This is a genomic window from Kitasatospora sp. DSM 101779 (genome assembly GCF_025655475.1).
Lineage (GTDB): Bacteria > Actinomycetota > Actinomycetes > Streptomycetales > Streptomycetaceae > Kitasatospora.
In genome coordinates this window covers 718,616-743,650 of the sequence record NZ_JAHTIK010000001.1, presented here as the reverse complement: position 1 = coordinate 743,650, position 25,035 = coordinate 718,616, and the positions used below count along the sequence as shown (strand labels likewise).

General features: G+C 74.0%; 20 protein-coding genes. 7 read left to right on the top strand and 13 right to left on the bottom strand.

Annotation, left to right across the window (positions count from 1 at the left end; translation table 11 throughout):
* The 7 genes from KSNIM_RS03505 to KSNIM_RS03475 all read right to left on the bottom strand — a co-directional run.
* The coding region (locus KSNIM_RS03505; protein ID WP_263101728.1) for a DUF5682 family protein at window positions 1-2,758 on the bottom strand (2,758 nt) is incomplete at its 3' end.
* Entirely contained in the window at window positions 2,755-3,867 is a 1,113-nt protein-coding gene (locus KSNIM_RS03500; RefSeq protein ID WP_263101727.1) for an ATP-binding protein, read from the bottom strand. The genes KSNIM_RS03505 and KSNIM_RS03500, both read right to left, overlap by 4 nt.
* 59 nt (window positions 3,868-3,926) lie before the next feature.
* Window positions 3,927-5,282, bottom strand: a complete 1,356-nt coding sequence (locus KSNIM_RS03495; protein ID WP_263101726.1) for a VWA domain-containing protein — start codon at window positions 5,280-5,282, stop codon at window positions 3,927-3,929.
* On the bottom strand, window positions 5,279-6,700 hold the full coding sequence (locus tag KSNIM_RS03490; RefSeq protein ID WP_263101725.1) for a hypothetical protein: 1,422 nt from the start codon (window positions 6,698-6,700) through the stop codon (window positions 5,279-5,281). Before KSNIM_RS03490 ends, KSNIM_RS03495 begins: the two co-directional genes overlap by 4 nt.
* The gene (locus tag KSNIM_RS03485) at window positions 6,667-7,164 is read right to left on the bottom strand and encodes a hypothetical protein (RefSeq protein WP_263101724.1); all 498 of its coding nucleotides are present in this window, start codon (window positions 7,162-7,164) and stop codon (window positions 6,667-6,669) included. The genes KSNIM_RS03490 and KSNIM_RS03485 overlap by 34 nt, the downstream gene beginning before the upstream one ends.
* A 118-nt stretch (window positions 7,165-7,282) precedes the next feature.
* Window positions 7,283-8,920, bottom strand: coding sequence for an amidohydrolase (locus KSNIM_RS03480; protein WP_263101723.1), 1,638 nt, complete (start codon window positions 8,918-8,920; stop codon window positions 7,283-7,285).
* Between the two features lie 92 nt (window positions 8,921-9,012).
* Window positions 9,013-10,467 (bottom strand): APC family permease, encoded by a 1,455-nt coding sequence (locus tag KSNIM_RS03475; RefSeq protein ID WP_263107817.1) that lies wholly within the window; start codon window positions 10,465-10,467, stop codon window positions 9,013-9,015.
* Window positions 10,468-10,652: 185 nt separating this feature from the next.
* On the opposite strand from KSNIM_RS03475, the gene KSNIM_RS03470 reads away from it, so the two are divergent.
* Window positions 10,653-11,360, top strand: coding sequence for a TetR/AcrR family transcriptional regulator (locus KSNIM_RS03470; protein WP_263101722.1), 708 nt, complete (start codon window positions 10,653-10,655; stop codon window positions 11,358-11,360).
* On the opposite strand, the gene KSNIM_RS03465 is transcribed toward KSNIM_RS03470, so the two are convergent.
* The 3 genes from KSNIM_RS03465 to KSNIM_RS03455 all read right to left on the bottom strand — a co-directional run bounded on the left by KSNIM_RS03465 (window position 11,294) and on the right by KSNIM_RS03455 (window position 13,850).
* Window positions 11,294-12,124 (bottom strand): class I SAM-dependent methyltransferase, encoded by an 831-nt coding sequence (locus KSNIM_RS03465; RefSeq protein WP_263101721.1) that lies wholly within the window; start codon window positions 12,122-12,124, stop codon window positions 11,294-11,296. The two genes, KSNIM_RS03470 and KSNIM_RS03465, sit on opposite strands and share 67 nt — an antisense overlap.
* Window positions 12,125-12,383: 259 nt before the next feature.
* Complete coding sequence (locus KSNIM_RS03460; RefSeq protein WP_263101720.1) at window positions 12,384-13,037, bottom strand: HAD family hydrolase; 654 nt, start codon at window positions 13,035-13,037, stop codon at window positions 12,384-12,386.
* A gap of 141 nt (window positions 13,038-13,178) precedes the next feature.
* Window positions 13,179-13,850 (bottom strand): enoyl-CoA hydratase-related protein, encoded by a 672-nt coding sequence (locus KSNIM_RS03455; protein ID WP_263101719.1) that lies wholly within the window; start codon window positions 13,848-13,850, stop codon window positions 13,179-13,181.
* Window positions 13,851-14,028: 178 nt separating this feature from the next.
* Between KSNIM_RS03455 and KSNIM_RS03450 the strand changes: the two genes are divergently transcribed.
* Window positions 14,029-14,688, top strand: a complete 660-nt coding sequence (locus tag KSNIM_RS03450; protein WP_263101718.1) for an ankyrin repeat domain-containing protein — start codon at window positions 14,029-14,031, stop codon at window positions 14,686-14,688.
* A gap of 15 nt (window positions 14,689-14,703) precedes the next feature.
* On the opposite strand, the gene KSNIM_RS03445 is transcribed toward KSNIM_RS03450, so the two are convergent.
* Entirely contained in the window at window positions 14,704-15,591 is an 888-nt protein-coding gene (locus KSNIM_RS03445; protein WP_263101717.1) for a LysR family transcriptional regulator, read from the bottom strand.
* A gap of 127 nt (window positions 15,592-15,718) precedes the next feature.
* On the opposite strand from KSNIM_RS03445, the gene KSNIM_RS03440 reads away from it, so the two are divergent.
* A complete protein-coding gene (locus KSNIM_RS03440; RefSeq protein ID WP_263101716.1) occupies window positions 15,719-16,123 on the top strand; it encodes a YybH family protein in 405 nt (134 codons plus the stop codon).
* A gap of 382 nt (window positions 16,124-16,505) precedes the next feature.
* Entirely contained in the window at window positions 16,506-17,030 is a 525-nt protein-coding gene (locus KSNIM_RS03435) for a hypothetical protein (RefSeq protein ID WP_411543650.1), read from the top strand.
* Window positions 17,031-17,051: 21 nt separating this feature from the next.
* Here KSNIM_RS03435 and KSNIM_RS03430 read toward each other — a convergent pair whose 3' ends face one another.
* Window positions 17,052-18,383: a diacylglycerol/lipid kinase family protein gene (locus tag KSNIM_RS03430; protein WP_263101715.1), complete on the bottom strand. Its 1,332-nt coding sequence runs from the start codon at window positions 18,381-18,383 to the stop codon at window positions 17,052-17,054.
* A gap of 300 nt (window positions 18,384-18,683) precedes the next feature.
* Between KSNIM_RS03430 and KSNIM_RS03425 the strand changes: the two genes are divergently transcribed.
* The 3 genes from KSNIM_RS03425 (at window position 18,684) to KSNIM_RS03415 (ending at window position 24,378) form a co-directional block, all read left to right on the top strand.
* The gene (locus KSNIM_RS03425; RefSeq protein ID WP_263101714.1) at window positions 18,684-20,903 is read left to right on the top strand and encodes an NADP-dependent isocitrate dehydrogenase; all 2,220 of its coding nucleotides are present in this window, start codon (window positions 18,684-18,686) and stop codon (window positions 20,901-20,903) included.
* Window positions 20,904-21,357: 454 nt separating this feature from the next.
* Window positions 21,358-21,996 (top strand): TetR/AcrR family transcriptional regulator, encoded by a 639-nt coding sequence (locus tag KSNIM_RS03420; protein WP_263101713.1) that lies wholly within the window; start codon window positions 21,358-21,360, stop codon window positions 21,994-21,996.
* 132 nt (window positions 21,997-22,128) lie between these two features.
* Window positions 22,129-24,378, top strand: a complete 2,250-nt coding sequence (locus tag KSNIM_RS03415; protein ID WP_263101712.1) for a molybdopterin oxidoreductase family protein — start codon at window positions 22,129-22,131, stop codon at window positions 24,376-24,378.
* Here the strand turns inward: KSNIM_RS03415 and KSNIM_RS03410 are convergent.
* A complete protein-coding gene (locus tag KSNIM_RS03410; protein WP_263101711.1) occupies window positions 24,366-24,950 on the bottom strand; it encodes a Uma2 family endonuclease in 585 nt (194 codons plus the stop codon). The two genes, KSNIM_RS03415 and KSNIM_RS03410, sit on opposite strands and share 13 nt — an antisense overlap.
* Window positions 24,951-25,035: the final 85 nt, after the last annotated feature.

Below are 25,035 nucleotides of genomic sequence, written 5' to 3'. Positions count from 1 at the left end.
CGTCCGGGTGGTGGCGGAGCAGGGACGCGCCGGCCGGCGCGGAGTCCGGCGACTCCCAGCCCTCCTCGCAGCCCAGCAGACCGGCCAGCGCGTCGCAGGACCCGGGGTGGGCCGCCAGCAGCGCGGCGCCCCCGCTCCCGCGCCGGTCCGGGCGCAGCGCAGCCGGATCGGGCTGCGGGGCACGCCACGGCGGCACCCAGGCGTCCAGCGCCGCGAGCCGGCCCGGGAAGATCCGCCCGGCCTCGCGGATCAGCAGCGGCGCCAGCTCGGCCCCGCCCGCCCGCAGACCGGTGATCAGCGTCGGCAGCCAGGGCAGCAGCACCGCGTCGGGCAGCTGCCCGAACGCCCGGGACACCGCCTCGACCACGAAGTCGGCCAGGCCCGGCACGGGCTCCAGCGCCTGCACGAACCCGCTCAGGTAGCGCGGATAGGCGGGCAGCGCCAGCGGGTTGGCCAGCAGGTCGGCGCATCGCGAGCGCAGCTGTGCCCGGGAGAGCCGGCCGAGCTGCACCTGGGCGGCCCACAGCAGCGCCACCCGGGACGGCTCCTCCGGGTGCGACTGGGCCACCGCCAGCTCCAGCTGCGTCCGGTCGCAGCCCAGCGACAGCGCCAGGCTCTCCATGCCGAACAGGAAGCCCAGCATCGCGGCGACCTGGCGCACCGTCGCGTCCTCGTCGGTGAACGCCGTCGGCAGCAGGGTGCAGTAGTGCGCGTAGCCCGTCCTGACGAAGGACTCGATCCAGCCGGGCAGCACCGGTTCGCTCGTCCGGTAGTACGCCAGCAGCCGCCGGACCCGGCGCAGCACCTCCGGTGCGCCGTCCACGCTGCGCTCGGTGGCCAGCACCGCCAGGGCGTGCCGGCCGAGTTCGTCGGCGAGCCGCCGGCTGCCCAGGTAGCGGACGGCGTCCTCGACGGCCTCCAGCACGTCGGCGGTGGTCGCCTGCGGCCCGTAGGCCTTGCGCCGCAGCCGCTGCTCCAGCACCTGTTCCAGGCTGACGCCCTCGTAGCCGAGCTCGATCAGGGCGCGCTGGTGGGTGCCGAGGGCCAGGTCCCAGGACTCCTGGACGGAGCGTTCGCCGAGCCTGCGCTCACCCATGATCGGCCGTGCGGCGCCCTGCGGCAGCAGGTACCGCAGCCGCCACAGCACGTCGGAGCAGGCGTCCAGCTCCGGCCGGGAGGCGATGTCCAGCAGCGCCCGCTGGACCCCGCGCTGCTCCAGCCGCAGACCGAGCGGGGCGAGCCGGTCGTGCACGTCCCGGGCGAGCGGCGGCAGCGCGTCGTAGCCGACCTGGCCGATCCGGTCCCCGCCCATCATGATCTCGACCAGCCGGCGGACGTCGCGCCGGCCCGGCACGCCGTCCTTCTCGATGCAGGTGACGGCCGCGTCCTGGAAGTCGTACGGCGTCGGCTTCGCCCGGTCGCGCAGCCCGGCCAGCAGGACCGAGGTCTGGAAGACGGCGATGGCGTCGGCGGTCGAGGCGAGGTAGCCGTTGCGGCGGGCCGCGCGCACGATGTCGACGGACCAGCCGAGCAGTTCGGCCTCGTCCAGGGCGTCGAGCACGGGCGGCCGCTGCAGGAAGCCGGACAGCCGGTCGGACGGCGCCGGGCCGCCGGCCGGGACGGACACCGGGGCGGCGCTGCCGCTGCCCTTGGTGCCGCCCGCCTGGCCCGCCAGGCGGTACGGCCGGACCTTGGTGCGCTTCAGGTTCGTCGACCACACCGTGGCGGCGATCGACACCGAGCCGGCGGCCAGGCCGAACTGGGCCTCGATCGCGGCGTGGCTGGACGGAATCAGGCCGTGCTGCCAGCGGGTCGCCGAACGCGGCGAGATCTCGAACCCGTCGCTGCCGTCGACACCGAACTCGGCGACCCGGCTGGCCGCGTGGAAGGCGCCGCAGACGTACAGGCAGTCGGCCGGGTCGGTGCCGGTGGCCGCCAGGTGCTGGCGCATCCTGGTCCACATGTACCGCTCACGGTCCTCGTCCACCGCCACCCGGCGCGGGTCGCCGGGCGCCAGCCGCCGGAACAGGCTGCCGATCAGCACCATCACCTGGCGGTAGGTGTCGTGGTCGGCGTCACCGAGCGGCACCTCCACGTACTGGTGCCACCACTCGGACCAGTGCCGGACCTTGCCGTGCCGCAGCAGGTGCTCCTCCAACTCGGCGAAGCGCGGCCGGAGATCGCCGATCTCCACGCCGACCGCGTCGCCGTGCAGGGCGGCCTCGCCCTCGGCGGGCGAGGACTCCGGGTCGGCCGGCGCGTCCGGCTCGGCCTCCCGCGGCTGCCACTGGAACACGTGGTCCGAGGAGCGGTCCACCAGCACGAGTTCGACACCTGGCGTGTCCAGCGCGTACGCGATCGCCTGGTACTCGGCGGAGGCCTCGGTGATCGGCGCCACCACGGAGAGCGGCGCCCAGTCGGCGGGGAAGCCGTCGACCTCCGTCGCGAACGCCTGGACGGCCACCGGGAGACGGCAGTTGCGCAGCTCGGTGAGGAGCGGCGCCATGTCCTCGCACAGCTCCAGATACACCACCTTGGGCTGCTTCTCGCGCAGCCGGCGCGCCATCGCGACCGCGGAGGCCGGCGAGTGGTGGCAGACGGGGAAGATCTCCAGCGGCTCGCGCACGGCCCGGTCGACGTCGTCGACGATGCCGAGCAGGATGCCCTCCAGGGCGTCCGGGCCGTCGGCGAACGAGGCTGCCGCCTCCTGGAGTTGTGCCCGCAGCGGGTCGAAGGTGCCCGCGGGTGCCGCCGTCACGACAGGGTGGCGATCGCGTCGCGGCCGCCCTCCAGGAACTCCGGCCACTCGCCGCCCTGCTCCTTGCCGCGCGGCTCGACCACGCCGTGCAGGTACTTGTTGAGGATGGCGAGGTCCTCCGGCTCGCGCCGGGCCAGCGAGCCGACCAGCGAGGAGGCCAGGGTGCGGGCGGTCAGCGTCCGCTCGCCGAAGAAGTTGCTGTGCAGCACGGCGTCCTCCAGCACGCCGATCTGCTCGGCGGTGGAGAGCGCCGACTCCAGCTTCTCGTCGTCGCTGCCGGCCCCGGCGGCCGAGGCGCGCAGGTCGGCGAAGGATTGCAGCAGCACGTCCAGCAGGGTGGGCGGCACCTCCAGCTCGATGGAGTGGCGGCGCAGCAGCTCCTCGGTGCGGAAGCGGACGATCTCCGCCTCGCTCTTCTTGTTGGTGACCACCGGGATGCGCACGAAGTTGAAGCGCCGCTTGAGCGCCGAGGAGAGGTCGTTGACGCCCCGGTCGCGGCTGTTGGCGGTGGCGATGACGGAGAAGCCCGGCTTGGCGAACACGATGCCGTCGCTGTCGAGTTCGGGCACCGAGATGTACTTCTCGGAGAGGATCGAGATCAGCGCGTCCTGCACGTCGCTGGTGGCGCGGGTGAGCTCCTCGAAACGGCCGATCGCACCGGACTCCATCGCCGTCATGATCGGCGAGGGGATCATCGACTCCCGGGACTGGCCCTTGGCGATCACCATGGACACGTTCCACGAGTACTTGATGTGGTCCTCGGTGGTGCCGGCGGTGCCCTGGACGACCAGGGTGGAGTCGCGGCAGATCGCCGCGGCGAGCAGCTCCGCCAGCCAGCTCTTGCCGGTGCCCGGGTCGCCGATCAGCAGCAGGCCGCGGTCGGAGGCCAGGGTGACGATGGCGCGCTCGACGATGCTGCGGTCGCCGAACCACTTCTGCGCGACCTCGCGGTCGAGGCCGTCGGAGCGCTCGGAGCCAAGCACGAACAGCCGCACCATCTTGGGCGAGAGCCGCCAGCTGAACGGCTTGGGACTGTCGTCGATCGACTCCAGCCAGGCCAGCTCCTCGGCGTACTTGAGCTCGGCGGGCGCGCGCAACAGGTCGGACATGTCAGGGGCCTTTCAGGACGGGACGAGGGACTGGGGGGCGAGACCGGGGCGGAGCCGGGCTACGCGAGGAAGTTCTTGAGCTCGTGGACGAGCTTGCCGATGTGGCCGGAGATCACCGGTGTGCCGAGCGCCTTGAAGCGCTCCCGGAACCAGGGGTTGACCTCCTGGCGGCCGGAGCTGGTCACCGAGCCGACCGGGATGAACCTCACCCCGGAGCGGTGCACCGCCTCGATGGCCTCGAACAGCGGCTGGGAGCGGTCGAACTCGTAGAAGTCCGAGATCCACACCATCACGGTGTCGGCGGGGTCGGTGATCTTCGGGCGGGCCATCGCCATCGCGACCGGGCCGTCGTTGCCGCCGCCGAGGTTGGTCCGCAGCAGCATCTCGAACGGGTCGCCCACCCAGGGGGTCAGGTCGATCGCACGGGTGTCGTACGCGATGAGATGCACGTCGACCTTGGGCAGCCCGGCGAAGATCGACGCCAGGATGGTGCAGTTGACCATCGAGTCGACCATCGAACCGGACTGGTCGACCACCACGATCAGCCGCTGCGGCGTGGTCTTCCGGCTGGTGTGCCGGTAGTAGAGGCGGTCGACGTAGAGCCGCTCCTCCTCCGGACTCCAGTTGGTGAGGTTCTTCCAGATCGTGCGGTCGAGGTCGAGGTTGCGGAAGACCCGCTTCGGCGGCACCGAGCGGTCCGGCGTCCCGACACTGGCCTTGGCGACCTGGGTGCGGAGCACCTCGGCGACCTCGTCGACGAAGCGGCGGATCAGCGCCTTGGCGTTGGCCAGCGCGACACCGGAGAGGTTGTGCTTGTCCCGCAGCAACTGCTCGATCAGCGACATGCTCGGCGTCAGCTGCGCGGCGAGCTGCGGATCGGCGAGCACCTCGCGCAGCTGCATCCGCTTCACCAGGCCGGCCTCGATCGAGCCCAGCTCGGGCCCGAGGCCCTGGCCGGGGACGCCGCCGGGCGCCCGGCCGCGGCCCGCGCGCAGCTCGCCGGGCCGGCTGCCGAGGGCGCGCTCCAGCCAGCCCAAGTCGGACTGCCACCGGGCGAGCTGCCCGGCGGTGACCGTGCCGCAGCCGGTGTCGAAGACGTTCAGCAGCACCTTCGACGCCAGAGCGGCGCGCCGCACCTCGGCGGCGCCGTCCCGCCGGCCGCCGTCCTCGCCCGGCACCATCAGGCCGTCGATCTCGGCGGCCAGCTCCGGGTGCCGTTGGACGACGGAGTCGACGGAGGTCTGCGGGTCGAGCAGGGCGGACGGCAGGCCGATGTCCTCCACGACGGAGAGGCTCGCCGACTCCAGGGCGTGCTGCTCCTCCGGGTCGAAGAGGCGGGCGAGCAGCCGCCAGTAGAGGACCTGACGGCGGTTCTCGTCCGCGTCCGGGATCGGTTCGGTCGTCGGCTCGGTCATTTCCGCAGCAGCCTTCCCGCACGCTCGCGCAGCACCGCGACGGCGTCGGTGGCGGCCTTCTCGGCCTTGACGCCCAGTTTGTCGGTGGTGCCGCCGGCCCAGGCCCCGGCGTGCAGGGCGACGGCCTTCTTCCGCACCGTCGTCTCGACGGCGAGCGGCTGCAGCAGGTACCGGCCGGCGTCCCAGCGGAGCAGCCCGATGCACGCGCCGGAGGTCGCGACGGCCTCCGGGGTGAGCGGGCCCGCCGCCGGGATGCGGTCGGTGTCGACGGCGAGCGGCTGCCCGGCGAGGTCGAAGACCGTGCCGTCCTCGTCCTGACGGACGGTGTAGCCCTCCAGCAGCACCGGCACCGCGATGCCCGCCGGGTGCCGGTCCAGCGGCGCGGTCGCGGCGGCCTCCGCCGTGGCCAGCACGACTCGCGCGGTGGCGAAGGCGTCGGCGGGCTCGCCCGGGCGGGCGTGCCCGTCGTTCCAGAGCAGGTCGCCCGCGGCGGTGGCCGGCATGTCGGCGAGCTCCATCGAGCGGCCCTCGCCGACGGCGGCGAGCAGCGCCGAGTGCGGGCGGAGCAGCTGCCAGACGCCCGCCCCGACGACCGTGTCCGGCTTGGGTACGGAGACGGAGGCGCGCACCAGCCGGGGCGTGCCGCCGCCGGCGGGCTCCAGGACGGCGTGCACCTGGGCCTGGACGGCCGTCGCGTGCTCCTGCAGGTCGATGCCCAGCGGCAGCAGACGGCCCGTCACGCCCGTGGCGGGCGGTACGGCGGCCGCGCCCGGCACGGTGAGCACCAGGGCCCGCGACCACAGGTCGGCCCAGCGGCGCAGCGGCACCCGCTCCAGGGTGGCGCCGGGGCAGGAGGCGGCGAGTTCGGCGGCGAAGCCGTCCAGCAGGGTGGCGAGGCGGCGCAGCGCCGGGTCGGGCAGCATCGCGGTGACCACCGGCGCGGCGCCGGCGACGAGTTCGTGGTCGATGCCCTGCCAGCCGGCCCGGGCGAGGTCGGTGAGCCAGGCGCGGGCGGCGGCGAGCAGGTTGGCGGCCTGCGGGGTGCCGGGCCCGGTGGGCGGAGCGGCGGCGCGGCCGCGGCCGGTCGCCTCGTCGATCCGGGCGGTGAGCGCGTCGTGGACGGAGCCGAGCAGGGCGCAGCGGGCGGCGGCCAGGGCGGTGAGGTGGTCCTCGTCCCCGACACCGGCGGCGGTCTTCTCGGCGGCCTCTGCGGCCCGGGCGGCGAGCGGCGAGCCGGCGACGGCCCCGGCCAGGGCGAGCAGCCCGGCGGCCTGGGCGGGCTGCGGCCGCAGCACTCCGGCGGCGAGCACGCGGTCGAAGGCGTCGACGGCGGCGAGCGCCTCGTCGAGGCCGTCGACCGGATCGGTGAGCAGGTCGGCGCGCATCAGGCCACCGCCGCCCGGGTCGGCGGGAACCACTGCATCTCCGGCAGCGGCGCGGTGGTCGGCGCGAGCTCCAGGTACGCCAGGTGGCGCAGGAAGCGGCTGAACACCTGCGCGGCGGCCGCCCGGTCGGCGGCCGGGGGCCGGGTGGCCCGCATCGCACCGGCGATGGCCGCCGCGTCGTCGGCGGTCTCGACCCGCAGGTAGCGGGCGACCCGCTCGGCGCCGTACTGCAGCACCGCCTCGGTGACCAGGGCGCCGATGTGGTTGCAGAACGAGCCGCGGGCGCCGCCGCAGGGCCTGTTGTTGTTGGTGCTGCAGGCGAACGCGAAGTCGCCGGCGGCGACGGACGACACGTAGACCCGCTCGATGTCGGAGCCGCTGGACACCACGCCCTGCAGCCGGCCGTCGGCCAGTTCGACGAACGGGACCTTGGCGAGCTTGCGCGGCCGCGCGGGCGGCACCACGCGCGCCGTGCTCGACTCCTCCCAGGCAGACAATGCACCTTCTCCTTGCGTCCGGGGGTGTGCCGCGCCGGATCGGCGGGACGCTGAGAAAGGTAGTGGCGATCACTGACAGCCCCCGGTGCGCCGGCCGCGCGCACCGGGGCGGCCGGGGTCAGCCGGCCAGGTGGACGAGTTCCCCGCCGACGTAGGTCCGTTCGACCCGGGCGTCGGCGATCTCCGCGGGCGGCGCGGTGAGGATGTCCCGGTCCAGGACGACCAGGTCGGCGAGGTGGCCGGGGCGCAGGCTGCCGGCGTCGTCATGGCCGTTCACGTGGGCCGAGCCGGCGGTGTACGCGGCGAGGGCGGTGGCCACATCGAGGCGCTGCTCGGGCAGGAAGACCCGGCCGTCGGTGGCGCCGGGTTCGACGCGGTTCACGGCGACGTGCAGTCCGGCGATCGGGTCGGGGCTGCTGACCGGCCAGTCGCTGCCCGCGGCGAGGGTGGCGCCGGCGCGCAGCAGCGAGCCGAACGGGTACTGCCAGGCTGCGCGTTCGGGGCCGAGGAAGGGGATGGTGAGGTCGTCCATCTGCGGCTCGTGGGCGGCCCACAGCGGCTGGATGTTGGCGATCGCGCCGAGCCGGGCGAAGCGCGGGACGTCGTCGGGGTGGACGACCTGGAGGTGGGCGAGGTGGTGCCGGTTGCCGCGCCGGCCGTTGGCGGCGACGGCGGCCTCGACCGCGTCCAGCGCCTCGCGCACGGCGCGGTCGCCGAGGGCGTGGAAGTGCACCTGGAAGTCCAGGGCGTCGAGGGCGGTGACGTGCTCGCGCAGCCGCTGGGGGTCGACGAAGCTGATCCCGCTGTTCGCGGTGGCGCAGCCGCACCGGTCGAGGTAGGGGCTGGTCATGGCGGCGGTGAAGTTCTCCGCGATGCCGTCCTGCATGATCTTGACCGCGCGGGCATGGAACCGCCCGTGGCTCAACTCCCGGCGTCGTGCGACCAGTTCGGGGATCTGTTCGGCGCCGCGTTCGCGGTCCCACCAGAGGGCGCCGGTGACCCGGGCGGTGAGCGTGCCGTCGAGGGCGGCCGTCCGGTAGGCGTCCGAGACGTCGGGCTGTCCGTTGAAGACACCGAGCAGGGCGTCCTGCCAGCCGGTGATGCCGAGCGAGTGCAGCAGCCGCTGGGCGCGCAGCAGGCCGGCCAGCCGGTCGGCCGCGGTGCTCGGCGGGACGAGGCGGGAGACCAGGCCGGTCGCGCCCTCCTGCAGCACGCCGCTGGGGGTGCCGTCGGGCTCGCGTTCGATCCGGCCGTCGGCCGGGTCCGGGGTGTCGGCGGTGAGCCCGGCGAGCTCCAGGGCGCGGGTGTTGGCCCAGGCGCCGTGGTGGTCGCGGTTCAGCAGGAAGACCGGACGGTCCGCGCAGACGGCGTCGAGCAGCTGCCGGCTCGGCAGGCCGCCCTCGAAGCTCTCCATCGACCAGCCGCTGCCGGTGATCCACTCCCGGTCGGGGTGGGCCGCCCCGAACTCGCGGACACGGCGCAGGTATTCGTCGACGCCGGTGGTGCCGGACAGGTCGCACTCGGCGAGCTCGGCGCCGCCGTACACCGCGTGGACGTGCGCGTCCTGGAAGCCGGGGATCAGCAACCTGCCGTGCAGGTCGACGACGTGGGTGCGCGGTCCGATCAGCTCGCGGACCTCGTCGTGGCCGACGGCGGTGATCCGTCCGGCGGTGACGGCGAGGCCGGTGGCCCGGCTGCGGGCCGGGTCGTTGGTGTGGACGGGGCCGTTCGTGAAGACCAGATCGGCCTGGGCCATGGGTGGTGCTCCAGTGCTCGGGCGGCGGTGGCGCCGCGGATCGGTGGGTTCGTCGGGCCCGGGCCCAGCGGTGGGCGGGCCCGGGCCGGGGATCAGACGGTCGGTTCGAGGGCCGGCTCGGCGGAGCGGGCCGGGGATCTGCGGTCGAAGTACGGGGATCGGCGCACCCAGCGGGCCCAGGCCGCCGCCAGCAGGCCGGAGCCGGCCATCAGCGCGGGCACCAGCAGCTGGAACCAGCCGTTGTCGGCGCTGAGTTCGAAGTGATCGGCGGAGGACCAGAAGGTCCACACCAGGTACCCGCCGACGGCGAGCAGGACGAGCGCGCCGAGCAGCGGCGCCACCACCGCCCGCAGCCCCTCCCACGGCGCGGTGCGCAGCAGGCCGCGGAAGCGCACCGCGGCGGCGAGCGCGGTGAGCGCGTAGTAGAAGGCGACCAGGATGCCGCTGGCGTTGACCGCGGCCGAGATCAGGTCGCCGACGGTGGGGATCGCCAGTGAGAGCAGGGCGAGCACGGTGGCAGCCGCGGCGATCAGCACGGTGCCGACGGCGGGGGTGCCGTGCCGGGGGTGCAGCCGCATCCACACCGGGCCGAGGGTGCCGTCCCGTCCCATCGCGAACATGCCGCGGGCGGTGGGGATGATGCCGGCCTGCAGCGAGGCCGCGGCGGAGAACAGCAGCGCCACCAGCGGCAGCGCGGCCAGCGGCTGGTCGGCGAGCTTCGCACCGAAGTACGTCAGCCCCTGGGCACCGTTGTCGGCGAGCTCGGAGAGCGGCAGTACGCGCTGGAAGGCCGTCCCGGCAAGCAGGAAGAGCAGCATGATGACGGTCAGTGCGATGAATCCGCCGCGGGAGGCGTCCCGCGGGTCGCGGACCTCCTCGCCGATGCTGAACACCGACTCGAAGCCCCAGTAGCAGAAGACCGCGAGCACCATGCCCTGGGCCAGCGCGGAGAGCGAGGGGATCGTGAAAGGGTTGTACCAGTCGAGCGAGAACGGCTGGTCGCCGGCGAACAGGCCGTAGCCGCAGAAGACCAGCAGCACCGCGTACTCGAAGACCAGCAGGTACTTCTGCAGCCGGGCGGAGAGGTCCAGCCCGCGGACCGCGACGGCGGTGGCGGCGCCGAGCACGGCCAGGCCGATGGCCGTGGTCTGCAGCGTGGAGTCCGGGTCGAGGGTCAGACCGCCGAGCCGGTGCAGGCCCGCCAGGCCGAGCAGTTGCAGCACCGCCGAGCCGGTCACGGCGGTGGTGTAGGCGAGGAAGACGACCGTGCCCACGATGCCGACCCAGCCGGACAGGAAGCCCAGCCACGGGTTGAGGGTGCGGCCGACCCAGCTGTAGCTGTTGCCCGCGTTCGGCTCGACCCGGTTGAGTCGGCCGTAGCCGCCCGCGATGGCGAGCACCGGCAGGAAGGCCAGCAGCATCAGTGCCGGCAGGTGCAGGCCGACCACGCCCGCCATCAGGCCGAGACCGATGCCGATGCTGGTGGTCGCCGCGGTCGTCGAGGCGGCGATGACGACGCCGCCCTCGATGCCGACCGACTTGCGCATCGTCGTCAGGGGGGCGGCCGCGGCGGCGGAGTCCGCGGTGCGGCCGGGGGGCTTGAGCGGTGATGCCAAGGGAGTACCGCCTCGCTGTGGGGGAGTGGCCGGCGGGGAGGGAGGGCGCCGGTGGCTGGGAATGAAACCGTCGGGCCGCTTCACACGTCAATGCTGTTGTCATAAGCTCACCGGCCATGACCGAACGCGTGGTACCGGAAGACCTCCGCCGGCGCAGGCGCCCGACCAGGCAGGGCACCGTGCTGTCGGAGCGGACGATCGTCGAGACGGCCCTGCACCTCGTCGCCCAGCAGGGTGCCCGGGCACTCACCGTGCGCAAGCTCGGCGCCGCCCTCGGCGCCGACCCCAGCGCGATCTACCGCTACTTCCACAGCGCCGACGACCTGCTGCTCGCACTCACCGACGAGATGATCGGCCGCGCCCAGGAGGGCTTCCGGGCCACCGGCGACTGGCGGGCCGACCTGCAGGAGATCGGCCTGCGCATCCACGCCTGCTACCAGGCCCACCCGCAGGCCGCCCTGCTCGCCGCCCACCGCACCACCGGCCGCGAGCACGAGGTCCGGGTGGTCGAGGCGATCCTCGGAGTGCTGCGCGCGGCCGGCCTGCCGGACGGCGAGGCGGTGCGGATCTACCACGCCTTCGTCGACCAGGCGCTCGGGTTCGCCGCCCTGGACGCCGCCGCACTCGCCCTCCCGGCGGCGGCCCAGGCCGCCGACCTCGCGGTCTGGCGGGCCAGCTACGGAACCCTGTCTCCGGACACCCACCCCAACATCGCGGCGACCGCACGGCTGCTCGCCGTCGACATGCGGCGCAGCGGCTACCCCGTCGCGCTCGAACTCCTCCTCGACGCGATCGCCGCCCGGGTCGCCGCCGCCGACGGGTGAGATCCGTCCCCCTCGCCCGCCTGTGCCACTCGCGCTTCCCGGCGGAACAGCGCCGTCCACAGGAACGCCTCGCCGAACAGCGCCGACCCGGCCGGTTCGTCGTTCATCCGGCGCAGCTCGACCTCCGTCAGGTCCGAGAAGATCCCGCGCAGCGACTCCGCGCTGTAGGCGAGCCCGCCCTGCAGCCGCCCCTCCCGGTAGAGGTCCGCGTCGGAGAGTTCCGAGCCCATCGCACCGGTGGCGAAGCAGGTCAGCGCGAGGTGGCCGCCGGGTGCCAACACCCGGTCGAGGAGCGCCAGATAGCTGACGCGGCGGTGCGGCGGCAGGTGGTGGAAGCAGCCCGAGTCGACGACCAGGTCGTACGGGCCGGTCAGCTCCGTGCCGGCGAGCCGGAACGCGTCGCCGCAGAGGAGGCGCACTTCGACGCCCACCTCCCGAGCCCGGTCCCCGGCCCAGGCGAGAGCCGTCGGCGAGAGGTCCACCGCGTCCACCTCGAACCCCCGGGACGCCAGGAAGAGAGCATTGCGCCCCGGACCGCACCCGAGGTCCAGCGCCCGGCCGGGACGGATCAGACCGCGGTCGATGTGACCGGCCAGGCCCTCGTCGGGCTTGGCCACGAAGAACGGGACGGGCTTCGACCGGTCGGCGTAGAAGCGGTCCCAGTAGCCCGCCCCGTCACCGGTGGCCCAGCGGCCGTCCCGGCTGGCGAACAGCCCGTCAAGAAGCTCGAAGACGTCATCGACAGTGCGTACGGTCCGGTCCATCCGGCCCCCCTTCCGACGGACCGTCAGACTATGACGGGAAGCGGTAAACGGCCAGGTGGGGGCCGGGTCGCCGGTCCCTTGTGGGCGCCCCTGAGGGGTCGTGCAAGCCCTGGCCGGGGCGACACTCCGGTCGGTGTCCCCGCGGTGGCTCCCGGCCCTGTGACGGGCCCGTCAAGGGGGTTTTCAGGGACGGGTAGGACGAGCTTTCTTCATGAATTTTCCGGCGGCCCGGGCGGCTTCACCAAGAGGTGGCGCCGGCTCAGGCCACGTGGTCGAGGACCTGCCGCAGCTCGCGGATCAGCGCGGTAGCCCCGGCGGCCGCGAGGCGGTCGGCCGGCATCAGTGCGGTGTAGCCCAGGACGTCCATCCCGGCGGCCCGCGCGGCGAGGACGCCGTTGGGGCTGTCCTCGACGACCAGGCAGTCCCGGGGCGCCACATCCATCGCCCGTGCGGCGTGCAGGAAGAGGTCCGGGGCGGGCTTGCCGATGCCGGCGACGTCCTCGGCGCTGAAGACCACCGGCGCGGGCAGGTACGTGCGCAGGCCCGACCGGTCCAGGGTGAGGTCGATCCAAGCGTGGTCGGAGGACGAGGCCAGGCAGTAGCCCAGTCCGCGCCGTCCGAGCTCGGCGAGGACCTCGGCCGCGCCGGGCGTGGCGTCGACGCCCTGCTGGAACGCGGCGAAGACGCGGTCGTGGCAGCGGGCGGTGAAGTCCTCGGGCAGGGTGCCGCCGTAGCGGTCGGCGACGACGGCGTGCACATTGCGCCCGGCATTGCCGAGGAAGTGGTGGAAGGACTCCTCGAGCGTGGTCGGGTACCCGAGCTCGGTCAGGTAGCCCGAGAGCACGCGGTGCGCCGTGTGCTCGCTGTCGACGAGCGTCCCGTCGTTGTCGAAGATCACCATCTGGTAGGCCATCCCGGCAGGCTACCCGGCGTGTTGCGGCCGCTGCCGTCCCTTTCCGCCCGCCACAACGCCGATCGGTCACCGGCAGCAGGACCCGGATCCGCCGTGCCCGAGCCGCCGGGGGGTGTTCGGGCACGGCGGCGGGGCGCGGGTTCAGCCGAGGGGGATGTCCTTCTCACGGAGGGCGGCCAGGGCGGGGCCGTACATCCGGGTCTTGATGGTGCCGACGGTCGGGCCGGCCTTGGTGGTGTGGGCGGCGGCGAGTTCGAGGGCGGTGCGGCGGAGGGTGTCCTCGTCGGAGACGCGGTCGACGATGCCGGCGGTGAGGGCGTCGTGGCCGCCGTAGCGGCGGGCGGTGACCATGGCCTCGTGGGCGGCCTGCGGGTGGAGCCGGGCCTGGATGAGCGCCGACATGCCCGCCGTGAACGGGATGTTGATCTCGGCCTCGGGCAGGCACCAGTAGCCCCGGTCCCCGCGCATCACCCGGAAGTCGTGCGCCAGCGAGAACATCGCCCCGGCCGCGTAGGTGTGCCCCTGCAGCGCGGCGACGGTGACCACGGGCAGGGTCAGCATCCGGGCCAGCAGTTCCTGGACGGAGGACACGTACTCGACTGCCCGGTCGGTGTTGGCGAACAGCCAGTCCAGGTCGAGGCCGTTGGACCAGAACTTGCCGGTGGCCGTGGTCACCAGGGCGCGCGGGCCCTCGGCCTTCTCCACCTCGTCCAGCAGGCCGTTGACGGCGGCGACCCAGTCGGGGTGGAAGCGGTTCTCGGTGTCGCCGAGGTCGAGGACGAAGACGTCGTCCTGGCGGTCCAGTGCGGGCATGGCATCTCCTTCGGGACGGCTGTGGCGGACCGAGCCGCGCGGGGTCACCGCCGTGCGCCACCGGGCGGTCGATGCCGGCGCGCGGGGCCGGACCGAAAGCTACCGGCGGGTAACTACGGTGTGGGGGATAGTACCCGGCGGCCGACCCGCTGTCTGCCCCCGCGGCTACGATGATCGAATGGCGATCCGTGAGAACTCGGCCTGGGACGGCGTGACCACCCGTGACGTTTACGGCGCCGAGGCGGTCGCCGAACGCGACGCGCTCGCCGACGCCGCCCGGGACGGCTCATGGAGCCGGGTGTTCGAACTGCTCGACGAGCAGCCGGAGTGGGCCAACGCCACCCGCATCGGCGGCCCCAGCGGCTTCGCCCCGCTCCACCAAGCGGCCTGGCACGGCGCCCCGGTCGTCACGGCCACCCGGCTGCTCGTCGCCGGTGCCTGGCGCACCCTGCGCACCTCCGACGGCCGGCGGGCCTCGGACATCGCGGCGTCCCGCGGCCACACCCACCTGCTGGACGTGCTGCGGCCCGTCGTGCGTCACCCGCTGCCGCCGGCCCTGCTGGCCGCCCTGGAGGGCCACCTGCACACCCTCGTCCGCGAGGACGGCCACGGGCTGGTCGAGAAGCACCGGCTCGCCCTGCCGCAGCTCGAGGTGCTCACCGAACTTACCGTCCCGCACATGGGCTTCCGGATCCCCGGCATGTACGGCGGCTTCAACTACCGGCTGGAGGGCGAGTCCCTCATCGTCGAGAGCTGGAGCCGGGTGGTGGGCGGATCGGGCCGCCGGCACCGCGTCACCGCGGACGGCGCGACGCTGATCGCCGAGGGCTTCGTGTAGCCGTCCGGGGGCGGTTCAGGCCGGGCCGGCCGCGAACGCCCGGCGGCACCGGCGGACGGCCTCGCGGACGGCGGGGCCGTGCGCCGGGCGCCACACCAGTGCGAGCAGGGCCGGCTCGGTGGCGTCCTCGATCGCCAGGGCGGTCAGCCGGTCCGCGTACGCCGCGGCCATCGACGCGCTGAACACGGCCACCCCGAGCCCCCGCGCGGCGAGGTCGGCCACGGCGTCCGCCGCCCCGGCCTCCAGCGCGATCACGGGCCGGACCCCGGCGGCGGCGCACGCCCCGTCCAGCACCGTGCGGATGCCGGTGCCGCGGGGCATGCAGACCAGTGGATGCTCCGCCAGGGCGGCCAGCGCGACCCGGCCCCGGCCGGCCAGCGGATGGCCCGCCGGGACGGCCGCGACCAGCGGCTCGCTGACGATCGTCAGCGCCTCCAGGCCCTCGGGCGCGGCAGTGGCCGTGCCGACCAGGGCGAGGTCGACGGCGCCGCTGCGCACCGCCTCCGCGAGCCGGTCCGAGTTGTCCTCCAGCAGGGAGATCTCCACCCCCGGGTGGGCCCGGTGGAAGGCGGCGAGCGCCTCGAAGAGCGGAGTGACCGTGCAGCCGAGGACCATCCCCACCGTGAGCCGCCCGCGGATCAGCCCGGTCACCTCGCCCACCGCCTCCCGGACGGCCGCTGCCGAGGCCAGCGCGGCCCGGGCGTGCTCCAGGGCGGCCTTGCCCGCCACGGTGAGCGTCGCGGCCCGCGCGGAACGGTCGAAGAGCTCCGCGCCGAGCGCCCGCTCCAGCTGCCGGATCTGGGCGCTGACCCCGGACTGGCTGATGTGCACCCGCTCCGCCGCACGGGTGAAACTCTGCTCCTCCGCCACCGCGACGAAGTACTCCAGCTGCCGCAATTCCATGACTGCTGATTCTAGTTCCCAGCAGATCCAGCTGTTGGACTTCTGATCGCCGCGGGGCGAGGCTGGAAGCACCGGGCCGGAGGACGGTCGCGGAATCCAGCAACGGACCGATCGCCGGGAGGGCGTCATGCCGGAGAGCGAGCAGCAGCGGACCGGCTCCGCGGAGTACGAGAAGTACGGGAAGGCCCTGAAGCCCGAGGACATCACCCGCCTGTTCGTGGAGCGCTCCAACGCGGGCGACGCGGCCGGGGTCGCTGCGCTGTACACGGAGGATGCCGTGATGGCCTATCCGCCGGGCCGGTTCACGGTTGGCCGGGAGGCGATCCGGGCATTGTGGGAGAAGGTTCTGGCGAACCGCCCGCACTTCGAGCCGGAGGCGCCGCTGCCGACCCTGGTCAGCGGGGACGTCGCGATGACCTCGACCCCGCCGCGGGACGGCGCGGGCGCCCGCGCCCAGGTGGTGCTCCGCCAGCCGGACGGGAGCTGGCTGCGCGTCCTCGACCAGCCGGAGTTCGTCGCCCTGGCCGGCTGAGCGGCCCGCCACCGCGGTCTGTTCCGGTGATCGGCCGCGACCCTCTGTCAGAAGTGTTGACCGTCCGTCACAGTAGTGCTCTGATCGGCGCAACACTCCCGGGAGGATGCAATGGACCTGAAGGACACCTGGTGGGCCTGGACGCTGGCGCTCATCGGACTCGTGGTACTGGCAATTCTCGGTTCGACGAGCTGACCCCGGCGGCCCGGCGCCGAGCGGGGCGGCGCCGGCCCACGACCGCACGCGTCCCGCACGTCGGACGGACGTGGCACACCTCGCGCACCGGAACCCCGCACACCGCACGCCCCGGCCGTCGCCCGGGCCGTCCGGCCGACGGCGTCGCTCACCGGAATGTCCGGTTCGGGCCCCTATGTTGGGTCGGGTGACCAGTACTCCCGCCCCGACCGGGCGGCCCGTGCACAAGGAGCGGCTCCACGCCGGACGGACGGACTACGCCGGGGCGGTGTACGGCTCGCTGCTCGCCGCGTCCGTCGTCGCCACCGCCGGTACGGCGGGCGAGTTCCCGCGGCTCCAGCTGATCGGACTGCTGCTGATCACCGGCGTGGTGTTCTGGGCGGCCCACGTCTACGCGCAGGTCGCCGGCGAGCGGATCGTCGGCCAGGCCATCGACCTCCGGGAGCTGCGGCGGGTCGCCGGGCACGAGTGGTCCATCGTGGAGGCCGCCGTGCTGCCCGCGGTGGCGGTGGCGGTCAGTCCGCTGTTCGGTCTCGACCTCGCCGGGACGGCCTGGCTCGCGCTGGCGGTGGCGGTGGCGCAGCAGGTCACCTGGGCGACGCTCGGTGCTGTCCGCGCGGGCGCGTCCCGCCGGATGGCCGTCGGCGAGGGCGTGGCGAACCTGCTGCTCGGTCTGGTCATCGTCGCGGCCAAGGCGGCCCTCGGGCACTGACCGGACAACGGGGGCCGGGGGTCAGGCGACGGTGTCCCGCGGCGGGAAGGCGATCTCCCGCAGGCGCCGCCAGTCCAGCGGCGGCCGGGCGCTCGGCACCCCGGGCCGGTGCCGCGGCACCCGCACCCGCAGCGCGGCGGGGCGGATCCGGCAGACCACCGGTGTCGGCAGGACGAGCGCCTCGCCGTCCACACCGACCGGGATCTCGGGGGCGTCGGCGTCGATCACCACCTCGCGCGCGGCGAGCGCCGTCAGCCCGGTCGCGCTGCCGCCGCGCAGCAGTCCGACCGCCTGGGCCGCGTTGTCCACCTTGACCCCGAGCACCCCGAGCGCCCCGGTGTCGAGACGCGGCCGGCGGCCCAGCCCGCCCGCGTCGCCCGGCGCGTACGGGTTGTTGCTGACCAGGACGGCCTGCGGGGCGTCCACCTCGGTGCCCGCGGCGCGCAGCGCCAGCCGCGGGCCGCGCTGGTGGGTCAGCAGGTCGGGCAGCATCTCGAGGATGGTGCGCACCTTGTCGTCCCGGTACGCCGGGCTCTGCACCACGGCCGCGTACGTGCCGAAGGACGCGTTGTTGACGAAGACCCGGTCGCCGATCGTGCCGAGGTCGATCCGCAGCTCCACGCCGTCGGTGAGGGCGTCCAGGCAGGTGCCCGGGTCGGTGCGGTCCAGGCCGAGGTCCATCGCGAAGTGGTTGCGCGTCCCGGCGGAGATCACCAGGAAGGGCACACCGTGCTCGGCGGCCACGCCCGCGACCAGTGCCTGGGTGCCGTCGCCGCCCGCGACCCCGAGCAGGTCGGCGCCACGGGTCACCGCGGCCCGGGCCAGCTCGGCGACGTCCTGGTGGTGCTCCGGGTCGAGCAGGACGACCTCCGCGCCGAGCGCCCGGGCCCGTGCGGCCAGCCCGAACCGCTCGACCTTGCCGCCGCCGGACCGCGGATTCATGATCAGGAACGGTCGGGCGGGCGCCGGTGTGCGGTGTTCGACCGGCTTGCTGGTGCCGTGCGAGAGGGCGGACCGGCCGGCGGCCACCGCGACCGCCCACAGGGCCAGTACGAGCAGCACGGCCCAGAGCAGGTCGACCAGGGCGTACCCGACGAGGACGGCGGCCACCGCGCCCGCGGCCAGGCCGATCGCCAGCAGGCGCCGGGTGCCGCGGTGGGTGAGCGCCCACCAGAGGCCGGCGACGGCCACGGCGAGCGCGGCCAGACCGGCGATCATCAGCGCCAGCGACTTCAGCCCGCCGACGATCAGCAGCACCACCGCAGCGCCTCCCGCGGCGGCGAAGGCGAGGCGCGCCGCCCACTGCCGCCGGGTGCCGTCCCCCTGCCCGAACGCGTCCGGTGATCCCGTCATGACCCGATGATGGCACCGCCCGGCGCCGGAAGGGCGCACTCCGCCCCGGCGGCGCCGCGCCGACGCGCGTGCGGCCACGCCAGCCGGGGCGCGCGGCGGGGCCGAACTGCGGCGGCATCCGGACCGCGGCGCGGCCACGGCGCGGTCGGCGCGGAACGGTCATAGGGTGGCGGCGGATTCCTCGTGCGGCCGGCCGCCTCCGGCGCCGCGGGACAACTCGATGCGGGGGGCGGTGTCGGATAGGGTCCCGGACGAGATATCTTGACGTCGAGACGTTGTACACGTGAAGCGGAGTACCCGGTGACTGACTCGACCATCATCTACACGCACACTGACGAGGCCCCGGCCCTGGCAACGTATTCCTTCCTGCCCGTGGTCCAGGCGTACGCCTCGACGGCGGGCGTCAAGGTGGAGACGCGCGACATCTCCCTCGCCGGGCGCATCATCGCGAGCTTCCCGGAGCGTCTCGAGGAGGGCCAGCGCATCGCCGACGCCCTCGCCGAGCTCGGCGAGCTGGCCAAGACCCCCAGTGCCAACATCATCAAGCTGCCGAACATCTCGGCGTCCATCCCGCAGCTCAAGGCCGCGATCGCCGAGCTGCAGGCCCAGGGCTACGCCCTGCCGGACTACCCGGACGACCCGAAGACCGACGAGGAGCGTGAGACCCGCGCCCGGTACGACAAGGTCAAGGGCAGCGCCGTCAACCCCGTCCTGCGCGAGGGCAACTCGGACCGCCGCGCCCCCGCCTCGGTGAAGAACTACGCCAAGGCCCACCCGCACCGCATGGGCGCCTGGAGCTCCGACTCCAAGACCAACGTCGCCACCATGGGCGTCGACGACTTCCGCTCCACCGAGAAGTCCGCGGTCGTCGCCGAGGCCGGCAGCCTCCGCATCGAGCTGCACGGCGACGACGGCTCCACCGCCGTGCTGCGCGAGAAGGTGCCGGTGCTGGCCGGCGAGGTCGTCGACGCCTCGGTGATGCGCGTCGCCGCGCTCCGCGAGTTCCTGACCGCGCAGGTCGCCCGTGCCAAGGCCGAGGGCGTGCTGTTCTCGGTGCACCTCAAGGCCACCATGATGAAGGTCTCCGACCCGATCGTCTTCGGCCACGTCGTCCGCGCGTTCTTCCCGAACACCTTCGCGCAGTACGGTGCCGACCTCGCCGCGGCCGGCCTGACCCCGAACGACGGCCTCGGCGGCATCTTCAAGGGCCTGGAGTCGCTGGCCAACGGTGCCGAGATCAAGGCTTCCTTCGACGCCGAGATGGCCGAGGGCCCGGCCCTGGCCATGGTCGACTCCGACCGCGGCATCACCAACCTGCACGTGCCGTCCGACGTCATCGTCGACGCCTCGATGCCGGCCATGATCCGCACCTCGGGCCACATGTGGGGCCCGGACGGCCAGGAGGCCGACACCCTCGCCGTGCTGCCGGACAGCAGCTACGCGGGCGTCTACCAGGTCGTCATCGACGACTGCCGCGCCCGCGGAGCCTTCGACCCGTCGACCATGGGCTCGGTGCCCAACGTCGGCCTGATGGCGCAGAAGGCCGAGGAGTACGGCAGCCACGACAAGACCTTCGAGATCGCCACCACCGGCACCGTGCGCGTCGTCGACGCCTCCGGCGCCGTGGTGCTGGAGCAGGCCGTCGGCGCCGGCGACATCTTCCGGATGTGCCAGACCAAGGACCTGCCGATCCGCGACTGGGTCAAGCTCGCCGTCACCCGCGCCCGCGCCACCGGCGTCCCGGCCGTCTTCTGGCTGGACGAGGGCCGCGCCCACGACGCGCAGCTGATCGCCAAGGTGAAGGCGTACCTGCCGGAGCACGACACCGAGGGCCTGCAGATCGAGATCCTCTCGCCGGTCGAGGCCACCGCGTTCTCGCTGGAGCGCATCCGCCGCGGCGAGGACACCATCTCGGTGACCGGCAACGTGCTGCGCGACTACCTGACCGACCTCTTCCCGATCCTGGAGCTGGGCACCAGCGCCAAGATGCTGTCGGTCGTCCCGCTGATGAACGGCGGCGGCCTCTTCGAGACCGGCGCCGGCGGCTCCGCCCCGAAGCACGTCCAGCAGCTGGTCAAGGAGAACTACCTGCGCTGGGACAGCCTCGGCGAGTTCCTCGCCCTGGCCGTCAGCTTCGAGCACCTCGCCACCACCACCGGCAACGCCCGCGCCCAGGTGCTCGCCGACACCCTGGACCGCGCCACCGGCACCTTCCTCAACGAGGACAAGTCGCCGAGCCGCCGCCTCGGCGGCATCGACAACCGCGGCAGCCACTTCTACCTGGCCCTGTACTGGGCCCAGGAGCTCGCCCAGCAGACCGCCGACGCCGAGCTCGCCCAGGCGTTCGCCGGCCTCGCCAAGACGCTGTCCGAGCAGGAGCAGACGATCGTCGACGAGCTGATCGCCGTCCAGGGCTCGCCGGCCGACATCGGTGGCTACTACCGGCCCGACACCACCAAGGCCGCGGCCGTGATGCGCCCGTCGAAGACCTTCAACGACGCCATCGCCGCCCTCGGCTGAACCACCCCGCACTCCCAGGAGTGACCGAAGGCCCCGCCGTTCCGACGGCGGGGCCTTCGCCGTGGAGGCGGTCGGCGCGCACGGGGACGGGCCCGGAGGCGTCCGCACCGGCGAGTGGTCCGCGACCGAGTGGCCGCACGTCCGAGGAGAGCAGTGCTGCAGCGAGTCGGCCCGCGCACGGCGGTACCGAGCTCATCCCCCGTCCCGAGAGGAACCCGGCGGCGCTCGAGGCCGCCCCGGCCGTGGTCGCCGCCGACCGCCTGCCCGACATGATCGACGGTCAGACCCGGGCCCTGGCGGAGGCCGTCGAGGCGGGAGGCGTCGAACCGATCCGTTCGTTGGTGTCCCACCGGCGATCGACGCCCACCGCCGGGAGAGCGGACCGAGGCCGTAGAGTCGTCGGCGCAGGCCGCGCCGGTGGCAGCGGCGCCGAACCCACCCGCGGAGGCACCCGGTGAGCACCCCACGGACGCCGCAGCGCACCCGCTCGTCCCACGACCGGGCGGCGACCGAGGAGGCCCTGCGCACCGCAGCCCTGGACCTCCTGCAGCAGCAGGGCGTGCTCGCCGGCCTCAACCTCCGCGAGGTGGCGGACGAGGCCGGCGTCAACCGCGGCCTCGTCTACCAGTACTTCGGCTCCCGCCGCGACCTGCTGCGCTCCGCCCTGTGGGCCCAGGGCCAGGAGAGCGTGCAGGACGCGGCAGCCGCCGCCTCCGAAGAACTGCCGCTCCGCAAGCGGCTCTCCCGGTTCTTCTGGACGGCGCTGCGCCGCCCCGGCCCGATCCGGCTGATGGCCCTGCTCGTCCTGGACGGCGACGAGCGCCCCCGCCCGCTGCCCGGCCGGGCTCACGAGCACCGGCTGCTGGAGGCCGAGGCCGCGCGCGGCGAACTGCCCGTCGACGACACCGACGCCCTGCAGGCGGCCGTCGCCTCCGCCGTCTACGGGTACGCACTGTTCCGCGAGCACCTCGCCCGGGAGATCGACGTCCCGGTGGAGGAGCTGGACGGACGGGTGGCCCGCTGCCTGGACGCCATGGTGACCCGGCAGCCCCGCCGCACCTCGGCGGATGTTGACGCCGCACGGGATTTCTAGCAGAACGCTGAAACCGGCGCGATCATCTCCCGCACGGGATTCGCCGCCACGGGCGACAAGCGGCCCGCCGTGGTTTATCGTTCCGCTAAACCCTGCAGGGCGGGGGCGAGAACCGCGGCGATGGGAGTCGGCATGACCGAGAAGGCGTACCGCGTCTGCCCGCTGTGCGAGGCGACCTGCGGACTCGAACTCACCGTGGACACCGGCCGGATCACCGCCGCCCGCGGCGACCGGGCCGACGTGTTCAGCCGCGGGTTCGTCTGCCCCAAGGGCGCCGCCCTCGGCCAGCTCGACAACGACCCCGACCGGATCCGCCGCCCGCTGCTGCGCACCGCCACCGGGCACCGCGAGGTCGACTGGGAGGAGGCCTTCGCCGCGGTGGAGGCCGGCCTCACGGCGGTGATCGGCCAGCACGGCCGGCAGGCCGTCGCCACCTACCTCGGCAACCCGAACGTCCACACCCTCGCCGGCGGCCTCTACGCCGGCGCGCTCGCCAAGGCCGTCGGCAGCACCCAGGTCTACAGCGCCAGCACCGTCGACCAGATGCCCAAGCACGTCTCCTCCGGCCTGCTCTTCGGCGACCCGCTGGCCATCCCCGTCCCCGACCTCGACCGCACCGACTACCTGCTGATGCTCGGCGCCAACCCCGTCGAGTCCAACGGCAGCCTGTGCACCGCCGCCGACTTCCCCGGCAAGCTCAAGGCGCTGCGCCGGCGCGGCGGCCGCCTCGTCGTGGTCGACCCGCGCCGCACCCGCACCGCCGCCCTCGCCGACCGCCACCTGCCGATCCGCCCCGGCGCCGACGCCTACCTGCTGGCCGCCCTGGTGCACACCCTCTTCGCCGAGGAGCTCACCGCACCCGGCCCCCACCTCACCGGCACCGAAGAAGTTCGCCGGCTCGTCGAACCCTTCCCGCCCGAGGCCGTCTCCGACGCCTGCGGCATCCCCGCCGAGTCCATCAGGACCCTCGCCCGCGAACTCGCCGCCGCCCCCACCGCCGCCGTCTACGCCCGGATCGGCACCAGCACCGTCGAGTTCGGCACCCTCGCGAGCTGGCTCGTCGACGTGCTCAACGCCCTCACCGGCAACCTCGACCGCCCGGGCGGCGCGATGTTCCCGCTCGCCGCCCGGCGCCGCCGCGGTACCGGCCGCGGCCGCGGCTTCACCACCGGCCGCTGGCACAGCCGGGTCCGCGGCCTGCCCGAGATCAAGGGCGAACTGCCCGCCGTCACCCTCGCCGAGGAGATCACCACCCCGGGCGAGGGCCAGGTCCGAGCCCTGATCACCGTGGCCGGCAACCCGGTACTCTCCACCCCCGGCGGCCACCGCCTCGACGACGCCCTCACCGGACTCGACTTCATGGTCAGCGTCGACCCCTACCTCAACGAGACCACCCGGCACGCCCACGTCGTTCTGCCGCCCCCGCCGCCCGGCCGCGCCCCGCACTTCGACCTCGCCTTCGGCGACCTCGCGATCCGCAACACCGCCCGCTGGTCGCCGGCGCCCCTCCCGCTCGAGGACGGCGAACTCGACGAGTGCCGCATCCTCTCCCGGCTCACCATGATCGTCGCCGGCCACGGCGCCGCGGCCGCCGCGAACCCGTACGCCCTCGACGAGACGGCGATCGCCGGCGTCCTCGCCAAGGCCGTCGCCGACCCGTCCTCGCCCGTCCACGGCCGCGACCCGGCCGAACTCGCCGCCGCCCTGCACGGCGACAGCGGCAGCGAGCGCCAGGTCGACCTGATGCTCCGTCTCGGCGCCTACGGCGACGGCTTCGGTGCCGACCCGGACGGCCTCACCCTCGCCCGGCTGCTCGCCGCACCGCACGGCATCGACCTCGGCCCGCTCGAACCCCGGCTGCCCGAGGTGCTGCGCACCCCGTCCGGCACCGTCGAACTCTGCCCCGCACCGCTCGCCGCGGACCTCGACCGGCTGCGCGCCGCCCTCGCCGAACGCGGTGACGGCCTCGTCCTGGTCGGCCGCCGCCACCTGCGCTCCAACAACAGCTGGCTGCACAACCTGCCCGCGCTGACCCGCGGCAGCAACCGGTGCACCCTGCACGTCCACCCCGCCGACGCCGCCGTCCTCGGGCTCGCCGACGGCGACAGCGCCCTCGTCCGCAGCCGTACCGGCGAGCTCACCGCCCCCGTCGAGATCACCGAGGACGTCATGCCCGGCGTCGTCAGCCTGCCGCACGGCTGGGGTCACGACCGCCCCGGCACCCGGCTGACCACCGCCGCCGGCGACCCCGGCGTCAACGTCAACCGGCTCACCGACCCCGACGCCCTCGACCCGCTCTCCGGCACCGCCGTCCTCAACGGCGTCCCGGTCCGCGTCCACGCGGCCCCCGCAACCGCCCTGGCGGTCACTCAGGCCGGGTAGCGGATCAGGTCACCCGTCACCAGCCCGAACGAGAAGGGCGCCGGAACGGGCACGGTGTCACCGAACACGCCGCGCCACTGCCGGTGGTAGACACCGTTGTCCGGCTCGGCGTACAGCACGACCGTCCCCTCGCGCGGGTCGATCAGCAGGTACAGCGGGATCCGCATGAGCGGGTAGTCGCGGACCTTGCCGACCAGGTCGTTCTCGGGGTTGGACGGAGAGACGACCTCCACGGCGATCTCGGCGAGCTCCGCGGGCACCTCGTCGCCGCCCAGCTCGACCACGGAGAGCGGGATGTAGGTGAGATCCGGATTGCACAGCTGCCGACGTTCGGCGATGCGAGGTCGGTGTTCTCGCTCGGCATCGGCCCGGCCGGTCGGTGGGCGTCGAACTGCTCGCGGACGACCAGCAGGTTGCGCTGGTGGATCACCGAGGGCCCGGCCATCATGATGATCTCGTCCCCGGACACTTCGATCTTCCAGCCGGAGGGCGGGGTCAGGCTCTGCGCGTACTGGAGCAACTGGGTGTGGCGCTCGGAGCTCTCGAAGTCCGACATGCCGCCATCCTTCCATCCCCTGCGGTGTGCCGGGCGGAGCGCGGGGCCCGGTGACGACGCCCGGGCCGGGTGGTCGTCCCGGTAGAGTGCCGGGGCGGTGG